The sequence below is a fragment of the Ensifer oleiphilus genome (assembly GCF_013371465.1).
GTDB classification, from domain to species: Bacteria; Pseudomonadota; Alphaproteobacteria; order Rhizobiales; family Rhizobiaceae; genus Ensifer; species Ensifer oleiphilus.
In genome coordinates this window covers 347168-372583 of the sequence record NZ_JABWDU010000003.1, presented here as the reverse complement: position 1 = coordinate 372583, position 25416 = coordinate 347168, and the positions used below count along the sequence as shown (strand labels likewise).

The window sequence follows — 25416 nt, the reverse complement described above, 5'->3', positions numbered from 1 at the left end:
GAATGTGAACATCGGGAGCGCGGTCGTTTGCTCGCCGCGCCCCCCTGCACGCTTGCAACAGCGTGCTGTGAGGCACAGTTCACGCGTTCTGCTCCATCGGCCGGACCGGTCGCCGTGGCGCTTCGATGGAAAGGCGCGGCCCGTGTCAAAGCCGAGACCGGCCGAGCGCTCTCCCATCATTGCTTCAGGGGTGACTATCCAGGGACTATCCAGGTTGACGGGGCCTGGCTTGTACCAGCTCGTAGACTTCCACCGCTTCCATCCGTCCCTTCACTTTCATCAGCCCGAGCGGACGGAACGCAAATTCATCCGCAACGACATGCTGGATTGCGGCGCTTGCAAGGATGGTCGTTCCGAACTCCTTGTTGAGGCCTTCCAACCTCGACGCGACGTTGATCGTATCGCCCATGGCTGTGTATTGCTGCCGTGCGATTGCACCGAAACTGCCGACGACCGCCTGCCCGGTATGCAAACCGAACCGGGTTCTCAATTCGGGACGGCCGATCTCCCGGTTGCGTTCATTCAGTTCGTCGACAGCGACGCTCATGGCGAGCGCACAGCGACAACCGGACGCGACGTGATCAGCATCTCTGATGGGCGCATTCCACATGACGAAAATGGAATCGCCGAGATATTGAACGACCGTGCCGTGGTGGCGCTCGGCAATCTGGTTCAGCAGCTCGAAGTAGGCGGACAGGATCTCCACGACGTCTTCGGGCGGGTGCTGTTCGGAAATCGTGGTGAAGTCGCGAATGTCGGTGAACAGGACTGTCACGTCCTGCCGAGCCGCCTTCGTCGAGGTATCGGCGGGGTCGACGATCCGTCGGACCACTTCCCTGGGAACGTAGAGGGCAAACTGAGCTATGGCACGCCGCGAGGCTGCGAGCGCACCCTCGAGCGTATTGATCTCACTGATCCAGGAGGGCGACGTTCCCTTTCCGGCGAAATCCAGATCCCCGATCTTTCGCGCTTCGGCGGCAAGCTGATAGAGAGAGGCACTGATCAGGCGCGCGAGAACAATCGACGCACCGACGCCTGCGATAACGAAGATCGCAGCCATCATGACGTTGCGCGCGAGCTGTCTGTTTGCCTGGCTGACAAGATCGTGGAACGGCACGACGACGGCGACGGACGTGCCTTTGAACAGGTCCGAGAAGGTGACTGGAGCAATTTCGACAAGATAGGGCTCACCGTCGAGATCGAACCGTGCAAGCTCTCCTTTTGTGAGCTTTGCGTCTCGGCGGAGCCGGATCACTGTGTCGACGGTTCGGTCCAAAGTCTTTGCCGCCCCATCGTCGGCCTCGCCGCGTTGCGTCCATAGGCCCAGTATTCTGCTCATCATTGCCGGGTCAGAATGTGCCACAAGTCCGTCTTGTTCATCGAGGATGTAGCTGCGGGCACGCGGCGATATCTCGCGCGCGTCGAGCAGCCGGCTGACAGTCTCCAGGTGTATGTTCACACCGACCGCGATCTGGCCGTTGTCCTTCATGGGCGCTGCAATCGTGAGGGTCGGCACCTTCAACGTTCCGCTGACGAAGGGGCCCACTGAAACAGGCTTCTGATGCTGCAGCACCGAACGATACCAGGGACGCTGTCGCGCATCGAATGTGGTTCCTTCGGAGCGGCGTTCTCCGATGAAGCGGCCACCGGAATCGAGGAACCGCATGATCTCGATTTTCCCAGCATTTTCATGGGCCACGATTCTGATCGCAAAAGCTGTGCCGTCGGGCGCCGAAAGCGCTGTTCGGACATAAGGATTGGCGGCGTTGATTGCCTGGATGTAGGATCCGTCGGGATAGCCGGCCAGCATGCTCGTCGCATTCGGAACGTTTCGAAGGACCTCAAGGAAGAATGCCTGCTTTTCTTCCAGCTCGAGGGGTGGACGAGAGGCGATGTGCTGCAGGGTGGAGGCAACGGCTACGGCCTCGTATCCTCCTGCCAACGCATATTTGTAACCCTCGACCAGACGCAGGCTCATCTGCCGCATCTGCTTCTCGCCTGCAACGATCGCCGCTTCGCGGCCGTGACTAAACGCCATCCAGATCAATGGAATCGAAATGCACAGCAGCAGTGTCGCGACCAGCACGCTGAGATGCAATCTTAGAGGCTTCGACCAGCGCACGTGATTTCCCTCTGAGACCCAAGAGGTCGCGAGTGTATCGCTACTCGAATACCGCGACCACTCTCGCAGGTCGATGAACTGAGGCAAAGTTCTCACGTTATCGATCTGCAGCGTCAGTGCCGTGCCACCCCCAAATGTCGAAATGTCAATCAACTTCAGCTTGGAGTTTGCCTGGTCGATAACGCGGCAAGCGGGGCAACGAGATCGCCCATCCAAAGGCGCGATGCTCGACTGACCAGGCCGCCCGCACCAAAGGAAACAAGCAGCCGACGAGAGCCGAGATTTTTCGTGCTGATACGAGGCGATCGCCGGATCGACGTGTATCTAATCCAGGAACGAGGCTTTCCCGCGACTGCGCAAATTGCTGATGCGGCAGACCGAAGAAGCACGTCTCGAACTGTCGGCGATGGTTGGCCGATGATGCGGATGCGGAACCGCCAGGCTCTAGGCGGTGGCGCGGTGGTTCTTTGCGGGTCACCGGTCGAAATCGGCGGCTGTATGTAAGACCTTGCAGGGGTTGAGGAGCGCAGATCTGTCGAGCGCGTCCTTGACCCGATGCATCAGCGCCACTTTCACCGGGTTTGAAATGGCTGACAGCGACTGGACTCTCTTGAGGCCGATCCCGTGCTCGGCGGAGAACGATCCGCCGATTGCAGCGATGTCCCGGTACAGCACAGTTTCGACGGCTCTTGCCTTTTCGCTTGGAACATCTCGACCGGCCGCGTTGAGGACGATGTGGAGGTTCCCGTCGGCAAGATGGCCAAAGACATAGGGATCAAAGGCCACATCGACTTCCTTCAAGCCCGCAAGACAGCGGTCGAGATAAGTCTCGATTTTCGAAAGAGGGACCGAGACATCGTAGGACGGTGCGCCAGGGTGTTCTCGGTAGATGAGGTCTGTGTCCTCGCGCAACCGCCAAAGATCTGTCTCCTGCGCGACGGACGACGCGATGACCGCCGAGGCGTCGGGGTGATCCTCGATGAGGTCTTCGTAGATGCGTCCAAGTTCCAATTGCAGCGCTTCCTCCTCGGCCCCGCCCAGGGAGACCAGAAGGTTTATCGGATGATCGGCACTGTAGTCGGTGACTGACCAGCGATGATGGCCTGATGTCAGGCGGAAATATGTGTTCCAGATTGCTTCTGCCGCTCGCAGTTGACCATACTTCGCGTCGAGCCCTCGGCCGACCGTCTCGAGCGCGGCGTCCACAGACGGGAGGCCGAAGAGGACGGTGGCGGTGGCAAGGGGCTGGGGTTCGAGTTTGACGGCAAGACGCGTGATGATGCCGAGTGTGCCTTCGGCCCCGACGAACAGATGCTTCAGATCATAGCCGGCGGCGTTTTTTACCACCCGTGTCATGTCGGAATAGATGGAGCCATCCGCAAGCACGGCCTCCAGGCCAAGGATGCGATGCCGCATGACCCCGTGCCGGAAGGCCGCGATGCCGCCGGCGTTCGTTGACGCCATTCCTCCGATCGTCGCCGAACCGCGCGACGGCAAGTCGATCCCTGTTTCAAGCCGATGCTCTCCGGCCGCCGCCTGCAGCGCCTGCAGCGTCACGCCGGCCTCCACCACGGCAACGCGCTCGATTGGCGAAACATGCAGGATCCGGTTGAGGCGGGCAGTCGAAAGCACGAGTTCGCCCGGCCTGGACATTGCACCGCCGACGAGACCAGTTCGTCCCCCATGGGTGACGAGCGGAACTCCGCTGGCGAGGCAGCATTTGACGACCGCGGAAACCTCGCCGGTTGTTCCCGGAAGGACCACGGCGCCCGCGCCGAGATTTTCCGGTGCGACGCCGTGGTCGATCGATGAAAGGGCCTCTCCGTCCTTGAGATTTCCGTCACCAACAATCTTGCGAATTTCGTCTTTGAATTCGGGCCGTAGGCGATCCATGCGATGTTACCTGTTGGTAGGTGTCGAGAACGGAGAGAGGTTGTGTGCACCAGGCTTGTTCAGGCCGCGTGCGTCTTGAGAGCGCCACTCTTCTTTGCCGTCCAGGTGGCGATGAGATCCATCAGAACGGGATTGAGGCAGTCATAGGGTTCGAGGCCAAGGTCTCTGAGGCGCGCGCGCACGCCGTCCATCTTTGCCGGATCATAGCCGCTTTCGATGATCGATGAGACGAAGGCGGCAAAGCCCGGCTTCGCCCATCCCGTTTCCTGGAACCGTTCGGGATGCAGGAAGGAAAGACCCTTGAACGCATGATCGCGTTCCACCGGGCCGTACATGTGCACGCCGCATTCCTTGCAGGCATGCCGTTGGATGAGGGCGGCCGGGTCGATGACAGCGAGCTTGTCGCCGTTTTCGAGAACCTCGATATTTTCCGTCGGGGCAACGGCAACGACGGAGAATGCGGCACCTTCGGGCTTCCAGCACTTGGTGCAGCCGCAGGCGTGGTTGTGGGCGATGTCGCTTTTGACCCGAACTTTTACGGGCTTGCTTGTGCAGTTGCAGACGAGCGTTCCGCCCGAAAAGGCAGCGTCGGTCGCCTTGAACCCACTGTCGAGTGTTGGATGTATGGCAATGCTTGGCATGGGTTTCTCCTCCTTCATCGCCGACGCTTGATGCGCGGCCGATCACTGGCGCAGTCGGCCGGAGGCCGACGATGCGATGCACGGATTGCATTCCTGATGCGGTCTTGAAGACTTGCTCAGTATAGCACGACCGAACGGATGCTTTCGCCGGAGTGCATCAGCTCGAAGCCCTTGTTGATGTCTTCGAGGGCCATGGTGTGGGTGATCATCGGATCGATCTCGATCTTGCCCTCCATGTACCAGTCGACGATCTTGGGCACGTCGGTGCGGCCGCGTGCGCCGCCAAAGGCGGTGCCCATCCAGCTGCGGCCGGTGACAAGCTGGAACGGACGGGTGGAGACTTCCTGGCCGGCGCCGGCAACGCCGATGACGACAGACTTGCCCCAGCCGCGATGCGAGGCTTCGAGCGCCTGGCGCATCACCTTGGTGTTGCCGGTGCAGTCGAAGGTGTAGTCGGCGCCGCCGATCTGGTCGGCACCACGCTTCGTCATGTTCACGAGGTAGGGCACGATGTCCTCGCCGACTTGCTTCGGGTTGACGAAGTGGGTCATGCCGAAGCGCTCGCCCCAGGCCTTCTTGTCGTTGTTGAGATCGACACCGATGATCATGTCGGCACCGGCAAGGCGCAGACCCTGGATGACATTGAGGCCGATGCCGCCGAGACCGAAGACGATCGCGGTTGCGCCCATCTCGACCTTGGCGGTGTTGATGACGGCGCCGATGCCGGTGGTGACGCCGCAGCCGATGTAGCAGATCTTGTCGAAGGGCGCGTCGGGGTTGACCTTGGCAACCGCGATCTCCGGCAGCACGGTGTAATTGGCAAAGGTGGAGCAGCCCATGTAGTGATGGATCTTGTCCTTGCCGATCGAGAAGCGCGAGGTGCCGTCCGGCATGACGCCCTGGCCCTGGGTCGAGCGGATCGCGGTGCACAGATTGGTCTTGCGCGACAGGCAGGACGGGCAGGAGCGGCACTCGGGCGTATAGAGCGGGATGACATGATCGCCCTTCTTGACCGAGGTCACGCCCGGTCCGACATCGACGACGATGCCGGCACCCTCATGGCCGAGGATTGCCGGGAACAGACCTTCGGGATCCGCGCCCGACAGCGTGAAATCGTCGGTGTGGCAGATGCCCGTTGCCTTGACTTCGATCAGCACTTCTCCGGCCCGCGGGCCTTCGAGCTGAACGGTCATCACTTCCAGCGGCTTGCCTGCCTGAACGGCGACGGCGGCGCGTACATCCATGAATTTTCTCTTTCTCTTAATTTTTTCAGACAGATAGGCGATCTGCGGCCTATCGGGGCAGGTGGCGTGTGAGACGGGCTTCCAAGAGCCGGATAAGCGTGATCAGCACCAGGTTGATCAGCAGGTAGAGCAGGCCGGCGATGGCGAATACTTCGAGGATTGCATAGGTCTGGCTCATCAGCCGCTTCGCATGGCCGGTGATCTCCAGGACGGTGATGGTGGAGGCGAGGCTCGTTCCCTTGACGACGAGGACGAGTTCGTTGCCGTAGGCCGGCAGCGCTTGGCGGATGGCAAGCGGAAACGTGATCCGGCGAAACCGCAGCAGCCGCGACATGCCGCAGGCCTGTGCTGCTTCGACGAGCCCTCCCGGAATGGATATGAGCCCACCGCGCAGGATCTCCGACGTATAGGCCGCCGTGTTGAGCGCGAGTGCCATGACCGCGCAATGGACACCGTCGCCGATGATCCACCAGAGCACGGCGTTGTCTCGCACGAAGGAAAGCTGACCGAGGCCGTAGTAGAAGAGAAAGAGTTGCACCAGCAGCGGCGTCCCGCGAAAGACGGTGCTGTAACCCTTGGCAAAGCCGCTGACGGCGCTGTTCTTCGACAGGCGCATGACGGCAAGCGCCAGGCCGAGGTTAAAGCCGATGGCGACCGAAGCGATCGTCAGTATGGCGGTGAGCCACAGTCCCTTGGCAAGCGTTGGAACCGCGAGGAAAACGAGTTCGAGATCCATGACCTATTTCCTCGTACGGGGGCGCAGACGGCGTTCGATCCAGTCGAAACCACCCTGGCTGACCAAGGTGATGGCGAGGTAGACGAGAGCGGCGATGAGATAGAAAATGAAGGGATGGCGGGTCGAACCGGCCCCGACGAAGGCGACGCGCATCAACTCCTGCAGGCCCACCACCGAGACAAGCGCGGTGTCCTTGATCGTGGTCTGCCAGACATTGTTCATGCCCGGAACAGCTATCCGCAGCATCTGCGGCGCGATAATGCGGTGAAAGATCCGTCTGCCCGGAATCCCGAGTGCCCGCGCCGCCTCGATATGCCCGCTCGGAATGGCGGCGAGTGCCCCTCGCACCACTTCGGTCGAATAGGCGCCCGATATGGCGGCGATCGCGACGACCGCGATGGTGAAGGCATAACCGTTGCCGGCCAGTCCCTCGTAGCCGAATGCCGCGGCCACTTGGGCCACGAACTCGACGGAGGAGAAAAAGAGGAGATAGATGATCAGAAGTTCCGGCACGCCCCGCACGACCGACGTGTAGAAGTCCACGACAAGCATCAGCGGAAAAATACGGGCCCATTTAATCAGGCCGCAGCCAACGCCGATGACGACGCCAATGGCCATGCTCGCCATGCCGAGGGCGATGGTGATTGCCGCCCCGCGCAGGATTGCCGATATCCAGCCACCTTCCCACACCTGCCAAAGTCCAAGTTCCATCGAACACGCCCAACCTATGCCTTGTCCTGTCGGATGAAGCCTCCCGAGAAAGGATCGACCTTCCGGTCGTTCGTTCTCCCGGGAGGGTGCGGTTCCCGTTACTGGCAGGGACGGGAGATATCCGTCTTGAACCAGGTCTGGCTTGCCTTGCCGATCGAGCCGTCGGCGACCAATTCGCAGAGTGCCTTGTCGATACGAGCCTTCAATTCGGTATTCTCCTGCGCGATGCCGACGCCGATGCCCTCGCCGAGCGTCGGGTCGAAGGTGCTCAGCACCTTGACGTCGACGAACTGGAAGTCCTTGCCGTCGGGGCGCCCCAGGAAGTCCTGAAGGGCGGACGAATCTGCAAATGCGGCCTCGACGCGGCCACTGGCGAGGTCGATCTGCATCTGGTCGAGCGTGTCATAGGTCTTCAGGACGGCGGATGAGGCCCGCTTTTCCATGAAGTGCGCATGGGTCGTACCGGCCTGGACACCGACCGTACGACCGTCGAGCGATGTCAGCAGCGTCTCGATGTCCTTGACGCCGGCAAGATTGGAATCCTTTTTGACGACGAACATGTTGGCGAGTTCCGCATAGCCAACCGAGAAGTTGATCTGCTTCTTGCGCTCGGCGGTGATCGACATGCCGGAAATGATGATGTCGAATCGTTTGGCTTTCAGCGCCGGAATGAGGCCGTCGAAGGCCTGCACGACGAAGTGACACTTCATTTCCAGTTTGGCACAGAGCAGGTTTCCGACATCCGCGTCGAAACCGGTAACGTTGCCGGCGGCGTCAGCCATGCTCCACGGCGGATACTCGCCCTCCGTGCCAATCGACAATTCCCCCTCGGCTGCGTGGGCCGTATTAAGGCCGGTGGCGAAGAACGTGGCGAGCAATAGACTTTTCAGCTTCATGTTTTGGTTCCCCTTGCTGAGCATTCTTGTTGACTTCCGTTCCAGGGAGAGCCCCGGACGGGTAATAACGGCGGGCTGTCAGAGCGTCCGGGCCAGGAACTGGCGCATGCGTTCGGAGCGTGGGTTGGTGAAGACATCCGCCGGGGCACCCTCTTCCTCCACCTTTCCCTGGTGGAGGAAGAGGATCTTGTGCGAGACCTCTCGCGCGAACTGCATTTCGTGCGTCACGAGGATCATCGTATTTCCTTCTTCGGCCAACTGCCGGATGACGCGCAGGACCTCGCCAACCAGCTCCGGATCAAGCGCGGAGGTGGGCTCGTCGAGGAGGATGAGCTTCGGGCGCATGGCAAGCGTACGGGCAATGGCGGCACGCTGCTGCTGGCCACCGGACAGTTGACCGGGGTATTGGGCATGTTTGTCGGAAAGGCCGACTTTCTTCAGCAGCGCGTGGGCGTGATCGGCAGCTGCCTGTCGCTCCTCTTTCAGGACGTGCATCGGCGCCTCGACGATGTTTTCAAGGACCGTCATGTGGGGCCAGAGATTGAAGTTCTGGAACACCATGCCGACGCGCGAGCGGATGCGCTCGACCTGCCGGATGTCGGCAGGTGCTGCACTGCCGTCCGGTGTCTTCTTCATCCGGATTTCTTCACCATCGATGACGATGCGCCCATCGTTCGGCTGTTCGAGCAGGTTGATGCAGCGCAGGAAGGTGCTTTTTCCCGAGCCGGAAGAGCCGATCATCGACACGACCTCGCCCGGCTGCGCAGAGACGCTAACGCCGTTGAGCACGGCGAGGGGACCGAAGCGTTTGTGGATGTCGTGCACCTCGATCGCCGGTCTCTGGTCAAGCCTTGGACCGCCAGCCTCCGGATGGGCGACGAGGATAACAGCGGCTGCGGCGGGGACGGACTTTTCGGGTTGCGCGCCGCCGACGGACTTGAGATCGTCAAAGGCGCGGTCGAAGTGACGCAAAGATGCCTCAAGACAGGCGCGCTGCCAGTCGGCGTCTTCGGGAATGAAGGCGGCGCACAGGTCCTTCTTTATCCTGTCGCCGAGCGGCGTATCGATTTTGCCGAACAGGTGAAGCCAATTGTCCGCCTGGACCGCATCCGAGACAGTCGCGCCGTCGAGGGTGCCGCATTCTACGACAAGCGGCAGGACGCGCGCCTTCGGCAGCGCGGCGCGCACGGCGGCCGACACGTAACCGGTGGCGGTCGCGGCGATGCCGGTATGCGTCGTCGCATTTTCGCCGGTCACGACGACCGAGAGTGCGGGGCCGAAGATGCGCCGGCCCCATTCCAAACCGGCGTGCTCGCTATCGGCGACCGAGAGGAGGGCGGGGTAGCCGTAAGGCCCGGCACCAGTGTGCAGGTCGAAGACGACAACCTCGGCGGCCTTCTGTGCGAATGTCGACAGGATCTCGGTCAGGGTTCGGTTGGACCAGACCGGACCGTCGCCGCCGTAGAACAGGCCGTCCGGAAAGTCGTATTGACCGGCTTCCACAATCGGGGCGATGCCGGCGTAGCCACCGAGCCGCCGCTTGGCGTCTTCGTATGCCGCAATGGCTGCGTCACGCTCCGGGCCGTCCCAGGCGCGACAGACCAGAGCCCCGTGCAATGCGGCATAGCGTTCGTTCTTCGGCGGTGCCTTTCGCCAGTCGATGAAGTTGCGGTTGAGATCGACATTGTCTTCGTTGACCCGGCGCGCCCATGCCGTGCCCCAGGGGTTGATGAGGTGGATCGCCAGAACGGCGGTATCATCAGGAAGTTTCCAGGGGGAGTTTTGTGAAAGCCACGCGGTCTGGCACGCCGAGCCGAAGGGACCTTCGACGCCATGCGTTCCGGAAATCAGCACCAGGAGCTTTTCGGCATCGTTGCGCCCGAGATAGGCAACGTCGGTCGCCAGGCGCTCTCCCTTCGGCCCGTGCAATGGGTGCAGGTATTCGACCAGGCTCGCGCCAGCGGTACGCGCGGCGGCGAGAAATCGGGCGCGCAAGGCGGAAAAGTCACCGGCGAAAAGTCCGGACGGCGCTGAAGGGGACATGCGATGGGGCTCCCGGTTTACTCTGTGCAGGCTTGCGTTTCCGCTCATGTGTTCGTTCCCGTGGGGTCGTGCTTCGCCCCTTGTTGTGTCTTGGCTTGAAGGGTGACGCAGGCCGTCACGTCCTCAGAAGGTCGCGAAGCGCCTTGAGAAAGCGGTCGTTTTCCAAGGGGGTGCCGATCGTCACGCGAATGAAGGTGCCATAGCCTTCCTCCTTCCATGGCTTGACGATGATCCCGTTTGCCAGGAAGTGATCGAACGCGGTCCGGCTCTCCAGCCCAACGTCGATGAACAGGAAGTTCGTTTGCGACCTGGCCGCCGAAAGCCCCATGGCGGCGACGGCGTCGGCCACACGCGCCCGCTCGCGTTTCAACCTTGCGACCGAAGACTGCATCCAGGCTTCGTCGTTGAGCGCGGCGACGGCCGCCGCCTGCGCGGCGGCATTGACGTTGAACGGCGTCTTGGCGGCGCTCATGGCCCGCGCCAGCCGGACATCGGAGGTGACCGCATAGCCGACCCGCAACCCTGCAAGCCCATAGGCCTTGGAAAATGTTCGCAGTATCACCCAGGCGAGGTTCGTCGCCGAGAGCGCGGCAAGCGCATCGGGCGTGTCTTCGTTCGTGAACTCGAAATAGGCCTCGTCGAGCACCAGAAGCGTTTCATGACTGACAGCCGCGAGAATGCGCGTCAGCCCCTCACGATCGAGCGCCGGACCGACCGGGTTCGACGGGGACGAGAGGAAAAAAATTTCAGGCGCACGCTCGAGTATGGCGGTCATCGCCGGGATGTCGAAATCCAGTTCTGGCCGCATGCCGACCTTCTCGACCCTGGCGCCATTGGCAAGCGCCTCGATCTCGTGCAGCCCGAAGCCGGGACAGACCGTTGCCACGACGGAACCAGGACGCAGCACGGCGCGACAGATGGCGGCGATCATTTCCTCCGAGCCGTTACCGGCGACGATCCGGTCGGAGGTAACGCCGAGCCTCTGGCTGAGGGCCGCCCGCAGCGCCGTGCAGGCATGGTCGGAGTAGCGCGAAGGCTCAAGGTTTGCGAGCGCGGCCGCGACATCCGGCGAACAGCCATCCGGGTTCTCGTTGCTGGCAAGCGCTGCGATGTCTTGCCGTCCGCTCTGCAGCCGCGCCACAGCGATGTTCATGCCGGCGTTGTAGGGCGGAAGGCCGGCCACATGCGGATTGAGAGGGATCTCGGTATGAAGCGGTTTCGTCACGGATCTTCCTTCAAGGCTTGAACATCAGGATGGCGCCACGGCCATTCGGTCTTTTGCAGTCAGAGATCGAGCACGATCGAGGACTTCGGCCTGGTGCAACAGAGCAGCACCCGGTCGTCCGGCACTTGATCGAGAGGCTCCTCGAAGTAGTCGACTTCACCTGAGACAAGGCCCTGTTCGCAGGTGCCGCAGACGCCCGCGCGGCATGAGAATTCGGGCTCGATCCCCTGCGCTTCCAGGAAAGCGAGGATGGATTCGCTCGTGCTGTCCCAGGCAAGTTTGATGCCGGATTTCTGTAGGACGACGCAGGGGCCTTCCTCGTCGATAACCGAATTGGGGGAGAAGGCCATTTGCGATCGTGGCGTTGACGGAGCTGCCTCCGTCAACAGGCTCGCCGGCCCGAAGAACTCGTAGGCGATGCGCTCCTTCCGCACTCCGAAGCCAGTCAGAATGCCGTAGAGCGCCTGCATGAAGGGTTGCGGCCCGCACATGTAGAAGTCGTAGTCGTCGAGCGGCAGGAGGCTCTGAAGCGTGGTGCGCGTCAGGAAGCCTGTTGAATGGCAGTCGGCAACCTTGCGATCGGCTTCTTCGGCGAAACGGTAGCAATAGTGCACGGTGATGCCGGGGCGGAGAGCGGCGAGATGTTCGACCTCGTCCCGCAGCGCGTGGACGGCTGCACCGTCACACGCATGGATGAACCATACCGGGCGGTTGCTGTCCTTCGCCAGCACATCGAGCATCGAAACCGTCGGCGTCAGCCCGACGCCACCGGAAAGAAGGACGACGGGCCGGGCACTGGCGCTGTCGAGCTTGAAGGCGCCGCGCGGCGGATCGATCTCGATGACCGCACCGGGCTCGATCTCGTCATGCAGCCAGCAGGAACTCAGGCCATTTGGCACATTGCTCGATGGTGCGGCCTCGCGCTTGACAGTGATCCGGTAACTTCCTTCTTCTCGTGGGGAAGAGGAGACGGTGTAGTTGCGCAGGACATGCCCGCCCTTGCGATCGGGAACACGCATCGTCAGGAACTGTCCCGCCTCGAACGGCCGCCAGTGCTGGCGTTCGAGTGGGGCAAGGCGGAACGAGGTGATGGTGGCGCTTTCCCGGACCTTCGAGATGACTTCGAAGGGACGGAAGCGCGAGGCGGCTGCATCGAGCATCCGGAGCGCTCCCTACTCGGCTGCGACGCTGGCGGGATCGGCTTTCGTCTCGGCGGCGATCATCTGAGCCAGCTTGCGCCGGAAGCGCATCGGGCCGACGTCGATTTTCAGGTCGAGGTTTGGCGTCTGCTGGTTCGCCATTCCGTGATGAACCGCTTCCAGTACAACACGATCCTCTTCGAAGGCGCCGCGCACGGACTTGGCAAAACTCTCGGAAACCTTGACGTCCTCAGGCGCAAAGTTGCGCATCTGGAACCAGTAGTATTTGGTCCGGTTTTGATCGACAGGCGTCATGAAGTTGTAGCTGTCCATCAGAAAGGTATTTTCAGGCAGCGCGCGGCCTTCTCCGCCGGTGTGGGCTGGCGCGAAGATCGCCTTGATGATCGCGTTGCTCGGATAGCGCACCTCGTAGTGCTGCTTTCGGTCGGTGTTGCCCTTGAACTGCAGGAAGGGCGCATAAAATGGGGCCGGTTCGGAATCGATCATCCAGCGCCAGACGGTGACGCCGTCATCTTTCACGGTCGTTTCAAGCGGTGTTTCTTCGCAGGCGGAACTGGCGAAGGACGACTGGTGGACCCAGGCGACATGGGACGGATCAAGCAGGTTGTCCGTCATGTAGAGGTAATTGCAGTTCAGCGTCATTGACTCGCCGCGATTGATGCCCCAAGCCGGGTCGCCGAAGTGTTCGACTTCAAAGATGTCCTTCGGATCCGCCTTGTCGGCATCTCCCATCCAGACCCAAAGCAAGCCATAGCGCTCATGGATCGGGTAGGAGCGCACCTTGGCGACATGCGGAATCCGCTCGGCTCCCGGAACGCGTGTGCAGATGCCCGAACAGTCGAAGGTGAGGCCATGGTAGCCGCATTCGACGTCGTCGCCCTTGATGCGCCCCATGGAGAGCGGCAGCTTGCGATGGGGACAGGCATTTTCGAGCGCGGCGGCCTTACCGTCCTGCTTGCGGTAAAGGACGATGTTTTCGCCGAGCATCGTGACGGGTTTCAACTCGCGGTCGACTTCGTGATCCCAGGCTGCGACATACCAGGCGTTCTTGAGAAACATTTCGCTCTCCTTGCGTTTTGTTAAGCGAATGTTCGACGTTTTTCATGGGCCAACAAGTTGCCAGCGCCTGCGTTCTTTTTTAGATTTTCTAAATTGGAGCGACTGATTGAAGGAGTGCTTTACGATGCCGAACCCGTCTTTGCGCGGCTTGCAGGCCTTTGAGGCGATCGGACGATGTGGCACGGTCAGCGCTGCGGCGGCGGACCTCGGCGTCTCACCCGGCGCCGTGAGCCAACTGGTAAGAAACCTGGAGCAATGTCTTGGCCTGACATTGCTGGAGCGCCGCGGGCGACGGGTTGAACTGTCTTCATGGGGACGGCTGTACTATCGCGAAGTCGCGAAAGGCTTTCAGCAGCTCTCCCATGCAGCAAACGTCCTCACCCGTGCGAGGAACGAGACCAGCATCGTTCTAAGTGCGCTGACGTCAGTCGCCAACAAGTGGGTCAATCGTAAGATCTTCGATTGGCAAACGCTCTGTCCGCAATCGAGTGTCCGCATTCTTGGGCAGGAGCAGGAGCCTCGCATCGGTGCGGATCAAGTGGATTTCCGTATTACCTATGGTCGGCGCTCCTATGTGCATGAGCACGTGGCCACCCTGTTCACGGACTGGATGGTGCCTGCCTGCTCGCCGATGCTGATCGCCGGACGCAGCCTTGAAACGCCGCGCGATATCCTGACATTTCCTCTCCTTCATGTGGAATGGGAGGCGGACTACAAGGCTTCTCCGCAATGGAACGACTGGGCAGCCCTAGTGCACGCCGATGGCGGCCAGAAGTTTTCCGGCCTCTCCTTCACCTTGTCGAGCAGTGCGATCGACGCGGCCGTAAACGGCAGGGGGTTTGTTCTTGCGCAAGTTTCCATGATCACGGATGAGATCGCCTCTGGAAGCCTGGTCGTGCCCTTCGACATTCGCATGAAACTGCCTGAAAGCTATTACCTGGCATGGGATCGGGCTGCACTGGAGAAGCCGTTTGGGCAAAAATTTCACAAGTGGCTGCTTGGGGTCGCGAGGCAACAGGAGCAGATGTCGGCGCCATGCCCTGGTTCGAACCGGGTAAAATGACAACTTAGTCACAAGAAAAGTCTTGCCTGACCCCGGTTGGTGCGTGGTTCGCAGTTCGATACAGTTCAAGGTGTCAGATCTTCAATATTTCTTCTTGCGAACAATCTTGTTGCCGCGTGGTCCTCTGATGACAGGTGTTCTGTCACGGTTTTCAGAAACAAGACTTCGCCAGCGTTCAACGCGGTCGGCGGTCAAAGTGCCGCTTTTGACAGCTGCCCGAACCGCGCAGCCCGGTTCAGGCGCATGGGTACAATCGAGAAATCGGCAAAGCGGTGCCAGTTCCTTTATGTCGGAAAAAGCTGTTGCGCCCGCCCTTGCCATGGTCGCCGGCGCCGATGGTCACAATCGTTTCGGCAATCGACAAAAGCACCAGCGGACCATCCGCCGGCCGATGCAACAGCTGCTCCCTGAAGAGCAGGAGAGCAGGATAATCTTAGAAGTCGGATGGAGGTCCTTGAGCTTCACCAAGGGCTAGTTGGCTCAGCGTTCGAGATAGTCGAGGACACAGGGCACATGTTCCCCCAGCAAGTGCCGCAACGTTTAGCGGAGATCATGAGACACTGGCTCGGCCGACAATAAGTCCCTGTGATTTCCCGCTTGTCGCGCAAGTGCGACCACCGGCTTTCGCCGATCGTCAGTAAGCTCGTCTGCTCAGCAATCCTTAGCGCGGACTGGAGGTGTGCTCGTTTTGTGCTTCGAAAGTAGCAAATTGACTTGCACGGAACCCGTGCCAGGTGCACGCCAATGCACGTCAAAGTCGTCGAACACGAGAGCGCAAGCGGAGCGGGGTGGCCGGTGCTTCAATCACAGCCCGCTAGGCGCCGTTAGGTCGGCAAATCCGGGGCAATCAATGTCAATTTCGGGAAATAGGTTCGATAGCGCCCAACATCACGTGTGAGCAAAGGAAGCCCGCTGACGGCCGCATGCGCACCGATGAAGAAGTCTGGGAGAACGCCGGTCCTCGCTCCGCCTGCCTTGCGATATCGCGTGAAAACCTTGCTGGCCAGAAACAGGGCCGCCCGCGGGACTGGTGCCAGTTCTAACCCGGCTTGATTAAGGAACGCGTCGACTTCTTCGATCCGATCGTAGCGGACGGCCAGTTCTGCGTAGACAATATCGTTGATCCATAGTGTCCCCCCAAGACTTGCATTTTCGAGTTGCGCTATGGACCAATCCGCCCATGTCGGATCATCGGTCACGACGTCAAGAAGAACATTCGTGTCTACGAATATCAAGGCTCGCCACGCGTGAGTGCCATGATCGCGGCCGTGTCCAGCCCCTTGCCGGCGTGCCCTCGCAGTTTTGAGAAGCGGCTGGGCTGCTGTTTTTTGGCGGCATGGACGAGCACAATGCTTCCATCCGGCGCGCGCCGGAAATCAACCTTGCTGCCCGGCACAATGCCCAAGAGGTCGCGTACTGGTTTGGGGATCGTGACCTGTCCTTTAGCTGTAACCGTCGTCGTCATTGTCAACACCGTTGTAAGGAGTGGTTTCCCGAAGGTATTACTTCGCGACCTGGCTTTCAAGACCATTGGACTAGGGAACAGTCCCACCGAGCTCGGAGCATGAGGGCCGATGACCCCTTTCGCACTTCACGCGCACCCTATGGCTTTGAGATCATGAACATTGCCCGGTCGCTGGCGCGGCCGGGCAACTGAAGGGCCAGAGACATTCGCAAACAAAGTGGACCGTGAGAAGTTACTGCCCACTTCGCTTTGACTTTGCCTTTGCCTAGCCGAGCACGGAGGTGACCGCATCAGCGGCCGCTTTCACGACGATGTCGGCCTCTTGCCTCGTGAGGCAGAGCGGTGGCGCGAAGCCAAGGATATCTCCCTGTGGCATGGCGCGGCCGATGACGCCCCGCTCCAGCAGGGCTGCAGAGATTTGCGGGCCGATCTTCTTTTCCGGATCAAAGAAGATGCGGTCGTCCTTATCCTCGACGAACTCGACCGCGGCCATCAATCCGTCGCCACGCACCTCGCCCACATGTTTGTGGCCGCCGAGGGCTTTCGTCAGTTCAGCGCGGAAGTAGGCGCCGGTCGTGCCGGCGTTGTCGACCAACTCCAGTTCGTCAATCAGCTCGAGATTGGCAACACCCGCAGCTGCACATATGGGGTGGGCTGAATAGGTCCAGCCGTGGCCGATGGCACCCAACTCGTCGGAACCCTGAACCAGCACCTGCCAGACCTTGTCCGAGACGATGGTGCCGGAAAGCGGCGCATATGCGGAGGTGAGACCTTTCGCAATGGTGATGAGATCGGGCTTGATGCCATAGTGGTCGGAGCCGAACATCGTGCCGAGGCGGCCGAAGCCGGTGACCACCTCGTCTGCGACAAGCAGAATGTCATACTTGTCGAGCACGACCTGGATCTTCTGCCAGTACCCCTTCGGTGGCGGCACAATGCCGCCGGTGCCGAGGATCGGTTCGCCGATGAATGCGGCGATCGTATCCGGCCCTTCGGCCAGGATCATCTCCTCGAGCTTGTCGGCGCAGGACTGCGAGAACTGTTCTTCGTCCATAGAGCGGTCCGGGCGGCGGAAGAAGTAAGGCGCTTCTGTGTGCAGGATCGGCGCGCGCGGCAGGTCGAAGGCGTTATGGAAGAGATGGAGGCCTGTCAGCGAGCCGGTCATGATGCCGGAGCCGTGATAGCCGCGCCAACGCGAGATGATCTTCTTCTTCTCGGGGCGACCCAGGATGTTGTTGTAGTACCAGATCAGCTTGATGTTGGTCTCGTTGGCGTCGGAGCCGGAAAGGCCGAAGTAGACCCGCGACATGCCCTCAGGCGCGCGGTCGATGATCATCTTCGACAGAGTGATCGAGGCCTCGGTGCCATGCCCGACATAGGCGTGATAGTAGGCGAGGTTCCTGGCCTGTGCGGCGATCGCGTCGGCGATCTTCTGGCGGCCGTAGCCGACATTGACGCAATAGAGGCCGGCAAAGGCGTCGAGACTCGTCCTGCCGTTCGTATCGCTGATGTAGACGCCTTCTCCACCGCCGATGACGCGCGTCGGCGTCTCACCGCGGGCGTGCATGCCCATGTGTGTGGACGGGTGGAAGAAGTGATCACGGTCCCAGGCTGTAAGTTCGTTGCTTTTGTCGAGCATGGTCTTTCCTTTCGCGTATGGACCTGGCGCGCCTGCCTCAGGCGGCTGTGTCGATGCAGAGATACTTGAGTTCGGTGAAAGCCTCGATGCCGTGGCGCGAGCCTTCACGGCCGAGACCCGATTGTTTCCAACCGCCGAAGGGGATCGGGCCGCCGGTGATCTTCACGCGGTTAATGGCAACCATTCCATATTCGAGCGCCCTGCCAAGGCGCATCTGACGCGCGCCATTCTCAGTCACGACATAGGCGACGAGACCGTATTCGGTGTCGTTCGCCCTTGCGATCACTTCTTTCTCGCTGTCGAAAGCAATGATGGCGGCGACCGGGCCAAAGGTTTCTTCACGCATGATGAGCGCATCGTCGGGTACTTCCACCAAAAGCGTCGGCTCAAAGAAGAGAGTGCCTGCCTTATGGCGCTTGCCACCGGTCAGGAGCTTCGCGCCGCGCTTCAGGGCATCGGCGACCTGTTCCTCCACTTTGGCAATGGCGCGCTCGTGCATCAGCGGGCCGATGTCGCTGCCTGGTTCAAGCCCCGCTGCCACTTTCAGCGCTTCGATGCGTGCCTTGAATAGCTGGGTGAAGTCCGGGAGTGCGGAGCGTTCGACATAGATGCGGTTGGCGGCGAGGCAGTCCTGGCCGGACGTCGCGAACTTGGCAGCGATTGCGATAGCGGTTGCCTTCTCCATATCTGCATCGGCGAAGACGATCAGCGGCGCATGGCCGCCGAGTTCCATCACAAGCCGCTTCATGGTCGATGCGCATTGACCGGCGATGCGTTTCCCAATCTCGGTGGAGCCCGTAAAACTCAAGGCGCGCACACGTGCATCGACGTTCAAGCAGCCGACAACGGTTGCCGCATCGCCGGAAACGACGTTGAAGACACCGGCAGGAAGGCCCGCACGTTCGCCGAGTTCGGCAAGCGCCAGCGCCGAAAGCGGTGTTTCGCTGGAGGGATGCGCAACGACGGTACATCCGGCAGCGAGGGCTGCTGCGGCCTTGCGGGTAATCATGGCTGAGGGGAAGTTCCAGGGTGTCACGATCCCGACGACGCCTAGCGCCTCGCGCCGCACGATCATCTCAGCGCCGGGTAGGTGGCTGCTGACGCTCTCGGCGTTGAGACGCTTGCCCTCCTCGGCATACCACTCGACGAAAGAGGCGGCGTAGTCGATTTCTCCAATGGATTCGGAAAGCGGCTTGCCCTGCTCAAGGGTCATGATCAAGGCCAGGTCCTGCTTGGCAGCCAGGATCAGCTCGTACCACTTGCGCAAGATCGCAGACCGCTGCTGCGGCAACAGCGCTCGCCATTGCGACAGAGCTTTCTGGCCGGCATCGATCGCATGCTCCGTTTCCCGCGCCCCAAGGCTTGCTACCCAGGCAAGTGAGATGCCGGAGGCTGGGTCGGTTACTTCGAAATTGGCCCCGTCGCGCGAACCGGTCCAGCGGCCGTCAATATAGGAAAGATTGCGCAGCAAATGGCGATCACGCAGGCCAGACAGGGCTTCATGGTAATCGGGGCGGGCAAACACGGCTGTCATTGTCGAGTCCTCTCTTCTCTCGCAGCCGATTGTTCATGGTATGCGGCGAGAGATTGTCCATTGATGCCGGCAGATAGAGGCAATCTGTCCGAAACCACGCGCTGGATGAGAGAGATTGACTATCCCTGTGACGGAACCGATGGAGGCCCGGACTGGGTACGGGCCACTGGACAGGCGTGTTTCTACAGGACGAGTTCTAGGCTTCGTCGGCCACCAGCAATGACACGGGAAGCACAGGTTCTTCCTTGACCGTCTTGGTGACGATGTAGGTGAAGTAGCGGGCAATCCCGAGCTCGCGGTCGAGCAGCGCATCAATCAGGCGCTGGTAGGCGTCGATGTCGGCGGCAACAATCTTCATGATGTAGTCGACGCCGCCGCCAACCGACCAGCAGCAGACGATTTCCGGAGTGTCCCGGACGGCTCGTTCGAACCGGTCGAAGTCGGCCTGGCGGTGGTTGGCGAGCGTTAGCTCGACCATGACGCTCGCAACGGGCGCGACCCGCCGCAATGCCACATGTGCATGGTAGCCGCTGATGATCCCGGCCTTTTCCAGCTTGCGCAGCCGCATCCAGCATGGCGTGGGCGAAAGGCCCACCTTTTCGGCGAGCGCAAGTTTGGTGATGCGGCCATCCCGCTGAATTGCATCGAGAATGCGCAGGTCGATCGCATCAAGCTTCATGGCAAACTCCGGCACAACTCGTATGTCTGCTCTTATCAAGCCTTGCTGAGCAATGCAGCCTTTTCCGCATCCATTTCCGCTATGTCGTGGAAACGGTCAGCGATGCGCGCATGGGCACGGCCACTGTCGGAGGCGCCGATGGCGACGATGATCTCGTCCGGGCCCGGCGCGTCGGCGATCTGGAAATTGGCGGTCAGGAAATGCGATCGCTTGCCGCTCTCGCTCTTGTGCATCATCGGTAGAGAAAGGAGCGCGCCCGGTGCATTGCGGGTGTTGGCAAACTCCAGGTAGTTCGTGCCGCCGATCGCCTCGCGGAAAGGGTTGCCGAAGCGCAGCGTATGGATCATCGCCGACGCATGCTCGATTTCACCACTGATGCCGACTGCAGCTGCCTTGCCGCACGCCTCGATCCGTTCCGGATCCATTTGGCGCAACAGCCGGTCTGTCATCTGATGGCTGAGCTCGCTGGCAATGCGGATAATTTCCGGCCTGAGATTCTCGACGAAGCCGCGGCCTGCCCAGGGATTCTGGATCACTGCCGCGACCACGACGATATTGACGGGGCGCGGCGCCGCCATGCCGCCCTCCACCAGGGTTTCTTCCAGGAAAGTGCAGATTTTTCGAATGCCGATCGTCATGGGATGTGCCGTTGCTGTTTTGTTGGGATTGCTTCGCACCCTAGCGGGATCGCCGGATGGTGCTTCCTACGTTCCGTCGCAAGATGTGCGCCAAGACTTCGCGGAAGCAGAGTAGACTTTGGCGCTCGGCGCGCGCATGGTCGATTGACAGATGTCAAGAGGTAGACGACTTGGATCAGAAGTCCCGGATACTGGCGCTCCGCGACGTCGCCAGTCAGATCAACAGTGGTGGCGATCTTCAGATCGTGCTGCAGCAGCTCATTGCGGCCGCCTGTCGCCATGCGAACTGGTCGTTGGGGTCGATCATGGGCATCGATGCCGCTCATGGGTATGCGCATGTCATCGTGCGCTACGACCCGACGTTGATAGAGCGGTCTTTGCCCGACAAATGGGAACTAGCCACAAGCCCGTCGCTAATCGCTTTGCAACGAAACGAACCCGTCTATATCCGCGACGCGCGTGAGTCCGCCGAATTTCCAGGCTACAGGAAAGAGGCCTTCGAGCGCGACTACCGCACCGTTCTCGTCATGCCGATGAACTGCAAGGACTGGGAAGGCCGGCCGATGGTCCTGAGCGTCATCGCCCGGCAGGTGACGGATGTTTGCGAGGACGATCTCGCCTTTCTCGGCACGATCATTCACCTTGGCGCTGTTGCCGTCGAACGCGAACATCAACTGGAAGCGCAGAAGGTCTCGGCTCAGCGTCTGGAGCGCGCGCTGAAGGCTCATACTTCGCTTCTGGAGCATGTGCTGACCGACGGTTCTGTCTCGTCGCTCTCCGCGATGGTCGGAACCATGCTTCCAAATCCGACTGTTGTCGTCGATTTCACGGCGAACCAGATCATGGCGGGCAAATCGCCGAATGCGACCCTCTTCGACGATGGAAGTTGGCAAGAGGCTGCGTCGACCGCACTTGCCCGGCCGCTGATGAAAGCGGCGCGTGACGCTGTTGAGAAGGGGACGACCGAGGCGACGAGCCTGTTTCTGGATGATGGCAAACAGCGTTTCCGGACAACCGCGCGCATCGAGGGGCTGACGGTCGATATGCAACTTGTCGGCGCGCTGATCATCTTTCCGACATCGCACGAGTTCAGCGACCTTGACCTCTTGATGCTCGACAGCGCCAAGTTCGCGTTGAGTGTGCAGATGATGCGCAGCTTCATTCGCTTCCGCTTCGAGACGCGGACACAGGCCGAGCTTTTCTTCGAGGTGGTTGAAGGGCGTTGGCGCAATGCGAACGATATATCCCAGCGTGCTCAGCGCCTTGGGCTCAGTTTCGCCGCGCCGCAGCAGATGATCGTCGTTGATTTCCCGGAAAAGACCAAGGCGTTCGGTGGCGCATCCGTCGATGTCGAGCACACGCTTTCACGCATCATGAAGCAAGCATCCCTGCAATCGAACCTTGTCGGCATCGAAGGCGGGGTGGTTTGCCTGGTACCCCCGGAGTCCGGCAAGCGGCAAGAACGTATGGCGAAGCTCACGCGCCGTATTGCCGAAGAGCTCGGCCGCTATTTCGACGAGGAACCGATCGTGGTGGTCGGTAATCGTTGCTCCACGCTGAGCGACTATCCTGCCGCTTGGGAGCGATGCGTCCGCATGATCGGGATCGGTCGCTCGTTTGGCCTGACAGGCGCGATATCAGCCCAGGATTTCGGTCCGCTTCCGATGTTGGTGGCTGCCTGCGAAGCGGGGGATGTGCGCGGCTTCGTGCAGGATAGCATCGGCGCTATCGCCGACCACGATCGCGAAAACGGAACGCCCTATCTCGAGACCTTGTCGGTCTATCTGCAGGAAGGCTGCCGCAGCCAGGCCTGCGCCGATACGATGGGTTTGCACGTCACCACGCTACGTTACCGTTTGACGCGAATTCAGGAACTCTTCGGTATCGATATCGAGGCGCCGGAAAAGCGGTTTGCCGTCGAACTCGCCCTTCGCCTGCACGGTGTCATCGACAACCGGTCCTCGGCACGCACCTGATATCTCTCTCCCGCTGAAGTGCCCTTTGCGACAGGATCGCCATGCTCCTTCTTGGCTTGCGCAGGGCTGCTAGGGATCGATGCAGAACTTCTCGATCTCTTCCTATGAAGCCATGGAAGAACGGCCGCGATGGCCACGATAGCCTTCTCTCCAACTGATCGAGAGGAGGGACATACGCATGGTGGTGGAAGATGCATCGACGGACGCGCCGATAGATCCCATTGCGCTACGCCGCGCGTTCGGGACTTTCGTGACCGGCGTCACTGTGATCACGACCCGCGACGAGGATGGCATGCCTCGCGGCATGACGGCGAATTCCTTTACCTCGGTTTCGCTTGATCCGCCGTTGCTTCTCGTCTGCGTCGCGAAGTCGGCATCGAGCTATCAATCCTTCACCAACGCGGGGTGCTTTGCGGTCAATATCCTGCACGAGGGACAGGTCGACGTGTCCGGTACCTTCGCTTCGAAGGCACAAGACAAGTTCCAGTCGGTGACCCACGACAACATTCATACGGGCGCACCGGTGCTGACGGACAGCCTGACCTGGTTTGATTGCACCACCTTCAATACTGTCGATGCAGGCGACCATGCGATCCTGATCGGCCAGGTTCGTGCTTTCGGGACGAGCCCGACCGCGCCACTCGGTTTCTGTCGCGGTCGCTACGCGAGCGTCAAGGATCCGTTACCGAACGGCTGGCTTGCCTCTCATGGAATGATCATCGGCTACCTCATCGAGGCGGGTGATCGCCTGTTGCTGCGCTCTGATGGCAAGGGGACCTGGGTGCTGCCATGCGCGCGGCGCCGCAAGGCCGACAGCCAGCTCGTCGTCGACGGCGGCGGGGCCCTGCGCCTCGTGCCAGAGGAAACCTTTCTCTATTCGGTATTCGACGTTGCCGACAGCGATCCAGGCTACCTCGTCTATCGCGCCCGACTGGCCGGCGACGGGACAAATCTCCCTGGCGATCTCCGGTTCTTCTCTCTCGACGATCTGCCTTACGCCGCGATCGCGACCCACGAGCTGAGATCCATGCTGCGGCGCTATGTGCGTGAACGGCAAGCAGGACGCTTTGGCATCTACATGGATAGCGATGATGGCGGTCGCGTCGCGATGATCGACGGCAAAGCTCACGACTGGCTTCAGGCCTCCCAAGACCAAGGACAATAACATGAAGACGACAGTCAGCTCCGTTGAAAGCTCGCGCCAGCCCCTGTTCATCGGCGGGCAGTTCGTGGCGCCGAAGAAGGGCAATTACATCGCCAGTTTCGATCCGACGACCGGCGAGCCCTGGTATGATCTGGCCGAAGCGGATGTGGATGATGTCGAGGCCGCCGTGGCCGCTGCCAATGCCGCCTTTCGCAACCCTGCCTGGCGGCGCATGACGCAGACCGATCGCGGCGCGCTGATGCGTCGGCTTGCCGAACTCGTTCGCCTCAACGCCGATACGCTCGCGGAGATTGAAACGCGGGACAATGGCAAGCTGCTCAAGGAAACCCGGGCGCAGATGCGCGCCATGCCTGACAGCTACCATTATTTCGCCGGCATGGCCGACAAGCTGCAGGGCGAGACGATCCCGATCAACCGGCTCGACACGTTGAACTTCAATCTTCGCGAGCCCTTGGGCGTCGTCGGCATGATCACGCCGTGGAATTCGCCGCTGATGCTCTTGACCGGCACGCTCGCGCCTTGCCTTGCGATCGGCAATACGGTTGTCATCAAGCCCTCCGAGCACGCAACGGCCTCGACGCTGGCACTTGCCGAGTTGATCCACGAGGCGGGCTTCCCGGAAGGCGTCGTCAATGTCGTGACGGGTACGGGGAAAAGCGCCGGCGAGGCGCTGACGCGCCATCCCGGTGTCGCGAAGTACGTTTTTACCGGCAGCACGGCCACGGGCCGTCGGATTGCCGGAAATGCGGCCGAAAACCTTATTCCCTGCTCGATGGAGCTCGGCGGCAAGTCTCCCCATGTGGTCTTCGGCGATGTGGACATCGAGCATGCGGTAAACGGCGTCGTCTCCGGCGTCTTTGCCGCAGCCGGCCAGACCTGTGTGGCCGGTTCACGCTGCTTCGTAGAGGCTCGCGTCTTCGACAAGTTTATCGATGCACTCATCGCCAGGACGCAACGCATCCGCGTCGGCCTTCCGACGGTCGACGACACCGATATCGGTCCGCTCGCACTCGCAGACCAGCTCTCGAAGGTGGAAGCGTATCTCGCGTCCGGCGTGAAGGAAGGGGCGAAGATCGCAACAGGCGGCCGCCGTCCCCAGGCAGAAGGACTTGCTGATGGCGGTTGGTACTTCGAGCCGACCGTGATGGTCGACGCGGGAAACAACATGGCGTTCATGCGTGATGAGCTCTTCGGACCTGTGGTCGGCGTCATGCCGTTCCACGACGAGGAAGAGATGATCCAGCTTGCCAACGACACCCGCTATGGCCTCGCCTCCGGCATCTGGACCAAGGACATCGATCGGGCCCTGCGTTTCGCCAATCGGATCGACGCCGGCACGGTATGGATCAACACCTATCGCTCCGCCTCGTTCATGTCCGCCAACGGCGGCTTCAAGGAAAGCGGCTACGGCCGGCGCGGCGGCTTCGAGGTCATGCACGAGTTTTCGCGGCTGAAAAACGTCATCGTCGACTACTCCGGCGCGATGCAGGACCCCTTCGTCATTCGCCTGAAATAACGACAAACGCA

The 25416-nt window shown here is 60.9% G+C and carries 21 protein-coding genes and 1 pseudogene; 4 read left to right on the top strand and 18 right to left on the bottom strand.

The window, feature by feature from the left end; all coding sequences use genetic code 11:
• Positions 1-205: 205 nt before the first annotated feature.
• The 11 genes from HT585_RS14430 to HT585_RS14380 form a co-directional block, all read right to left on the bottom strand.
• A complete protein-coding gene (locus HT585_RS14430; RefSeq protein WP_176353592.1) occupies positions 206-2122 on the bottom strand; it encodes an adenylate/guanylate cyclase domain-containing protein in 1917 nt (638 codons plus the stop codon).
• 474 nt (positions 2123-2596) lie between these two features.
• Positions 2597-4015: an FAD-binding oxidoreductase gene (locus HT585_RS14425; protein WP_176353591.1), complete on the bottom strand. Its 1419-nt coding sequence runs from the start codon at positions 4013-4015 to the stop codon at positions 2597-2599.
• A 59-nt stretch (positions 4016-4074) separates the two neighbouring features.
• Entirely contained in the window at positions 4075-4656 is a 582-nt protein-coding gene (gene gfa, locus HT585_RS14420; RefSeq protein ID WP_176353590.1) for an S-(hydroxymethyl)glutathione synthase, read from the bottom strand.
• Positions 4657-4772: 116 nt separating this feature from the next.
• The gene (locus HT585_RS14415) at positions 4773-5900 is read right to left on the bottom strand and encodes an S-(hydroxymethyl)glutathione dehydrogenase/class III alcohol dehydrogenase (protein WP_176353589.1); all 1128 of its coding nucleotides are present in this window, start codon (positions 5898-5900) and stop codon (positions 4773-4775) included.
• A gap of 49 nt (positions 5901-5949) precedes the next feature.
• The gene (locus HT585_RS14410) at positions 5950-6636 is read right to left on the bottom strand and encodes an ABC transporter permease (protein WP_176353588.1); all 687 of its coding nucleotides are present in this window, start codon (positions 6634-6636) and stop codon (positions 5950-5952) included.
• A gap of 3 nt (positions 6637-6639) precedes the next feature.
• Positions 6640-7347 carry an ABC transporter permease gene (locus tag HT585_RS14405; protein ID WP_176353587.1) on the bottom strand — a complete coding sequence of 236 codons (708 nt, stop codon included), beginning with the start codon at positions 7345-7347 and terminating at the stop codon, positions 6640-6642.
• A 98-nt stretch (positions 7348-7445) separates the two neighbouring features.
• Complete coding sequence (locus HT585_RS14400; RefSeq protein ID WP_176353586.1) at positions 7446-8243, bottom strand: transporter substrate-binding domain-containing protein; 798 nt, start codon at positions 8241-8243, stop codon at positions 7446-7448.
• Positions 8244-8321: 78 nt separating this feature from the next.
• The gene (locus tag HT585_RS32255; protein ID WP_176353585.1) at positions 8322-10286 is read right to left on the bottom strand and encodes a DUF2817 domain-containing protein; all 1965 of its coding nucleotides are present in this window, start codon (positions 10284-10286) and stop codon (positions 8322-8324) included.
• 115 nt (positions 10287-10401) lie between these two features.
• Complete coding sequence (gene hisC / locus HT585_RS14390) at positions 10402-11511, bottom strand: histidinol-phosphate transaminase (protein ID WP_343213983.1); 1110 nt, start codon at positions 11509-11511, stop codon at positions 10402-10404.
• Positions 11512-11570: 59 nt separating this feature from the next.
• Entirely contained in the window at positions 11571-12671 is a 1101-nt protein-coding gene (locus HT585_RS14385; protein WP_176353584.1) for a 2Fe-2S iron-sulfur cluster-binding protein, read from the bottom strand.
• A gap of 12 nt (positions 12672-12683) precedes the next feature.
• Positions 12684-13730 (bottom strand): aromatic ring-hydroxylating dioxygenase subunit alpha, encoded by a 1047-nt coding sequence (locus HT585_RS14380; protein WP_176353583.1) that lies wholly within the window; start codon positions 13728-13730, stop codon positions 12684-12686.
• 124 nt (positions 13731-13854) lie between these two features.
• Between HT585_RS14380 and HT585_RS14375 the strand changes: the two genes are divergently transcribed.
• The gene (locus tag HT585_RS14375) at positions 13855-14793 is read left to right on the top strand and encodes a LysR family transcriptional regulator (protein ID WP_176353582.1); all 939 of its coding nucleotides are present in this window, start codon (positions 13855-13857) and stop codon (positions 14791-14793) included.
• Between the two features lie 81 nt (positions 14794-14874).
• On the opposite strand, the pseudogene HT585_RS31725 reads toward HT585_RS14375, so the two are convergent.
• The 7 genes and pseudogenes from HT585_RS31725 to HT585_RS14345 all read right to left on the bottom strand — a co-directional run.
• A pseudogene (locus HT585_RS31725) lies at positions 14875-15096 on the bottom strand (ribosome small subunit-dependent GTPase A); the annotation flags it as partial.
• A 521-nt stretch (positions 15097-15617) separates the two neighbouring features.
• Positions 15618-16028 (bottom strand): type II toxin-antitoxin system VapC family toxin, encoded by a 411-nt coding sequence (locus HT585_RS14370; RefSeq protein ID WP_176353581.1) that lies wholly within the window; start codon positions 16026-16028, stop codon positions 15618-15620.
• Positions 16025-16258 (bottom strand): AbrB/MazE/SpoVT family DNA-binding domain-containing protein, encoded by a 234-nt coding sequence (locus HT585_RS14365; RefSeq protein WP_176353580.1) that lies wholly within the window; start codon positions 16256-16258, stop codon positions 16025-16027. Before HT585_RS14365 ends, HT585_RS14370 begins: the two co-directional genes overlap by 4 nt.
• Before the next feature lie 265 nt (positions 16259-16523).
• Positions 16524-17897: an aspartate aminotransferase family protein gene (locus HT585_RS14360; RefSeq protein ID WP_176353579.1), complete on the bottom strand. Its 1374-nt coding sequence runs from the start codon at positions 17895-17897 to the stop codon at positions 16524-16526.
• Between the two features lie 37 nt (positions 17898-17934).
• Positions 17935-19431, bottom strand: coding sequence for an NAD-dependent succinate-semialdehyde dehydrogenase (locus tag HT585_RS14355; RefSeq protein WP_176353578.1), 1497 nt, complete (start codon positions 19429-19431; stop codon positions 17935-17937).
• A 196-nt stretch (positions 19432-19627) separates the two neighbouring features.
• Complete coding sequence (locus tag HT585_RS14350; RefSeq protein ID WP_176353577.1) at positions 19628-20110, bottom strand: Lrp/AsnC family transcriptional regulator; 483 nt, start codon at positions 20108-20110, stop codon at positions 19628-19630.
• A 35-nt stretch (positions 20111-20145) separates the two neighbouring features.
• Positions 20146-20748: an amino acid synthesis family protein gene (locus HT585_RS14345; protein WP_176353576.1), complete on the bottom strand. Its 603-nt coding sequence runs from the start codon at positions 20746-20748 to the stop codon at positions 20146-20148.
• Between the two features lie 170 nt (positions 20749-20918).
• Between HT585_RS14345 and HT585_RS14340 the strand changes: the two genes are divergently transcribed.
• The 3 genes from HT585_RS14340 to HT585_RS14330 all read left to right on the top strand — a co-directional run bounded on the left by HT585_RS14340 (position 20919) and on the right by HT585_RS14330 (position 25405).
• Positions 20919-22724 carry a helix-turn-helix domain-containing protein gene (locus HT585_RS14340; RefSeq protein ID WP_176353575.1) on the top strand — a complete coding sequence of 602 codons (1806 nt, stop codon included), beginning with the start codon at positions 20919-20921 and terminating at the stop codon, positions 22722-22724.
• Positions 22725-22902: 178 nt separating this feature from the next.
• Positions 22903-23889 carry a flavin reductase gene (locus HT585_RS14335; RefSeq protein ID WP_176353574.1) on the top strand — a complete coding sequence of 329 codons (987 nt, stop codon included), beginning with the start codon at positions 22903-22905 and terminating at the stop codon, positions 23887-23889.
• A 1-nt stretch (position 23890) separates the two neighbouring features.
• Positions 23891-25405 (top strand): aldehyde dehydrogenase, encoded by a 1515-nt coding sequence (locus HT585_RS14330; RefSeq protein ID WP_176353573.1) that lies wholly within the window; start codon positions 23891-23893, stop codon positions 25403-25405.
• The last annotated feature ends 11 nt before the right edge of the window (positions 25406-25416 follow it).

Excerpts from the sequence above, each read along its gene's own strand:
- HT585_RS14425 (WP_176353591.1), bottom strand. The coding sequence starts at position 4,015 with ATGGATCGCCTACGGCCCGAATTCAAAGACGAAATTCGCAAGATTGTT.
- gfa (WP_176353590.1), bottom strand. The coding sequence starts at position 4,656 with ATGCCAAGCATTGCCATACATCCAACACTCGACAGTGGGTTCAAGGCG.
- HT585_RS14415 (WP_176353589.1), bottom strand. The coding sequence starts at position 5,900 with ATGGATGTACGCGCCGCCGTCGCCGTTCAGGCAGGCAAGCCGCTGGAA.
- HT585_RS14410 (WP_176353588.1), bottom strand. The coding sequence starts at position 6,636 with ATGGATCTCGAACTCGTTTTCCTCGCGGTTCCAACGCTTGCCAAGGGA.
- HT585_RS14405 (WP_176353587.1), bottom strand. The coding sequence starts at position 7,347 with ATGGAACTTGGACTTTGGCAGGTGTGGGAAGGTGGCTGGATATCGGCA.
- HT585_RS14400 (WP_176353586.1), bottom strand. The coding sequence starts at position 8,243 with ATGAAGCTGAAAAGTCTATTGCTCGCCACGTTCTTCGCCACCGGCCTT.
- HT585_RS32255 (WP_176353585.1), bottom strand. The coding sequence starts at position 10,286 with ATGTCCCCTTCAGCGCCGTCCGGACTTTTCGCCGGTGACTTTTCCGCC.
- HT585_RS14385 (WP_176353584.1), bottom strand. The coding sequence starts at position 12,671 with ATGCTCGATGCAGCCGCCTCGCGCTTCCGTCCCTTCGAAGTCATCTCG.
- HT585_RS14380 (WP_176353583.1), bottom strand. The coding sequence starts at position 13,730 with ATGTTTCTCAAGAACGCCTGGTATGTCGCAGCCTGGGATCACGAAGTC.
- HT585_RS14375 (WP_176353582.1), top strand. The coding sequence starts at position 13,855 with ATGCCGAACCCGTCTTTGCGCGGCTTGCAGGCCTTTGAGGCGATCGGA.
- HT585_RS14365 (WP_176353580.1), bottom strand. The coding sequence starts at position 16,258 with ATGACGACGACGGTTACAGCTAAAGGACAGGTCACGATCCCCAAACCA.
- HT585_RS14360 (WP_176353579.1), bottom strand. The coding sequence starts at position 17,897 with ATGCTCGACAAAAGCAACGAACTTACAGCCTGGGACCGTGATCACTTC.
- HT585_RS14355 (WP_176353578.1), bottom strand. The coding sequence starts at position 19,431 with ATGACAGCCGTGTTTGCCCGCCCCGATTACCATGAAGCCCTGTCTGGC.
- HT585_RS14350 (WP_176353577.1), bottom strand. The coding sequence starts at position 20,110 with ATGAAGCTTGATGCGATCGACCTGCGCATTCTCGATGCAATTCAGCGG.
- HT585_RS14345 (WP_176353576.1), bottom strand. The coding sequence starts at position 20,748 with ATGACGATCGGCATTCGAAAAATCTGCACTTTCCTGGAAGAAACCCTG.
- HT585_RS14335 (WP_176353574.1), top strand. The coding sequence starts at position 22,903 with ATGGTGGTGGAAGATGCATCGACGGACGCGCCGATAGATCCCATTGCG.
- HT585_RS14330 (WP_176353573.1), top strand. The coding sequence starts at position 23,891 with ATGAAGACGACAGTCAGCTCCGTTGAAAGCTCGCGCCAGCCCCTGTTC.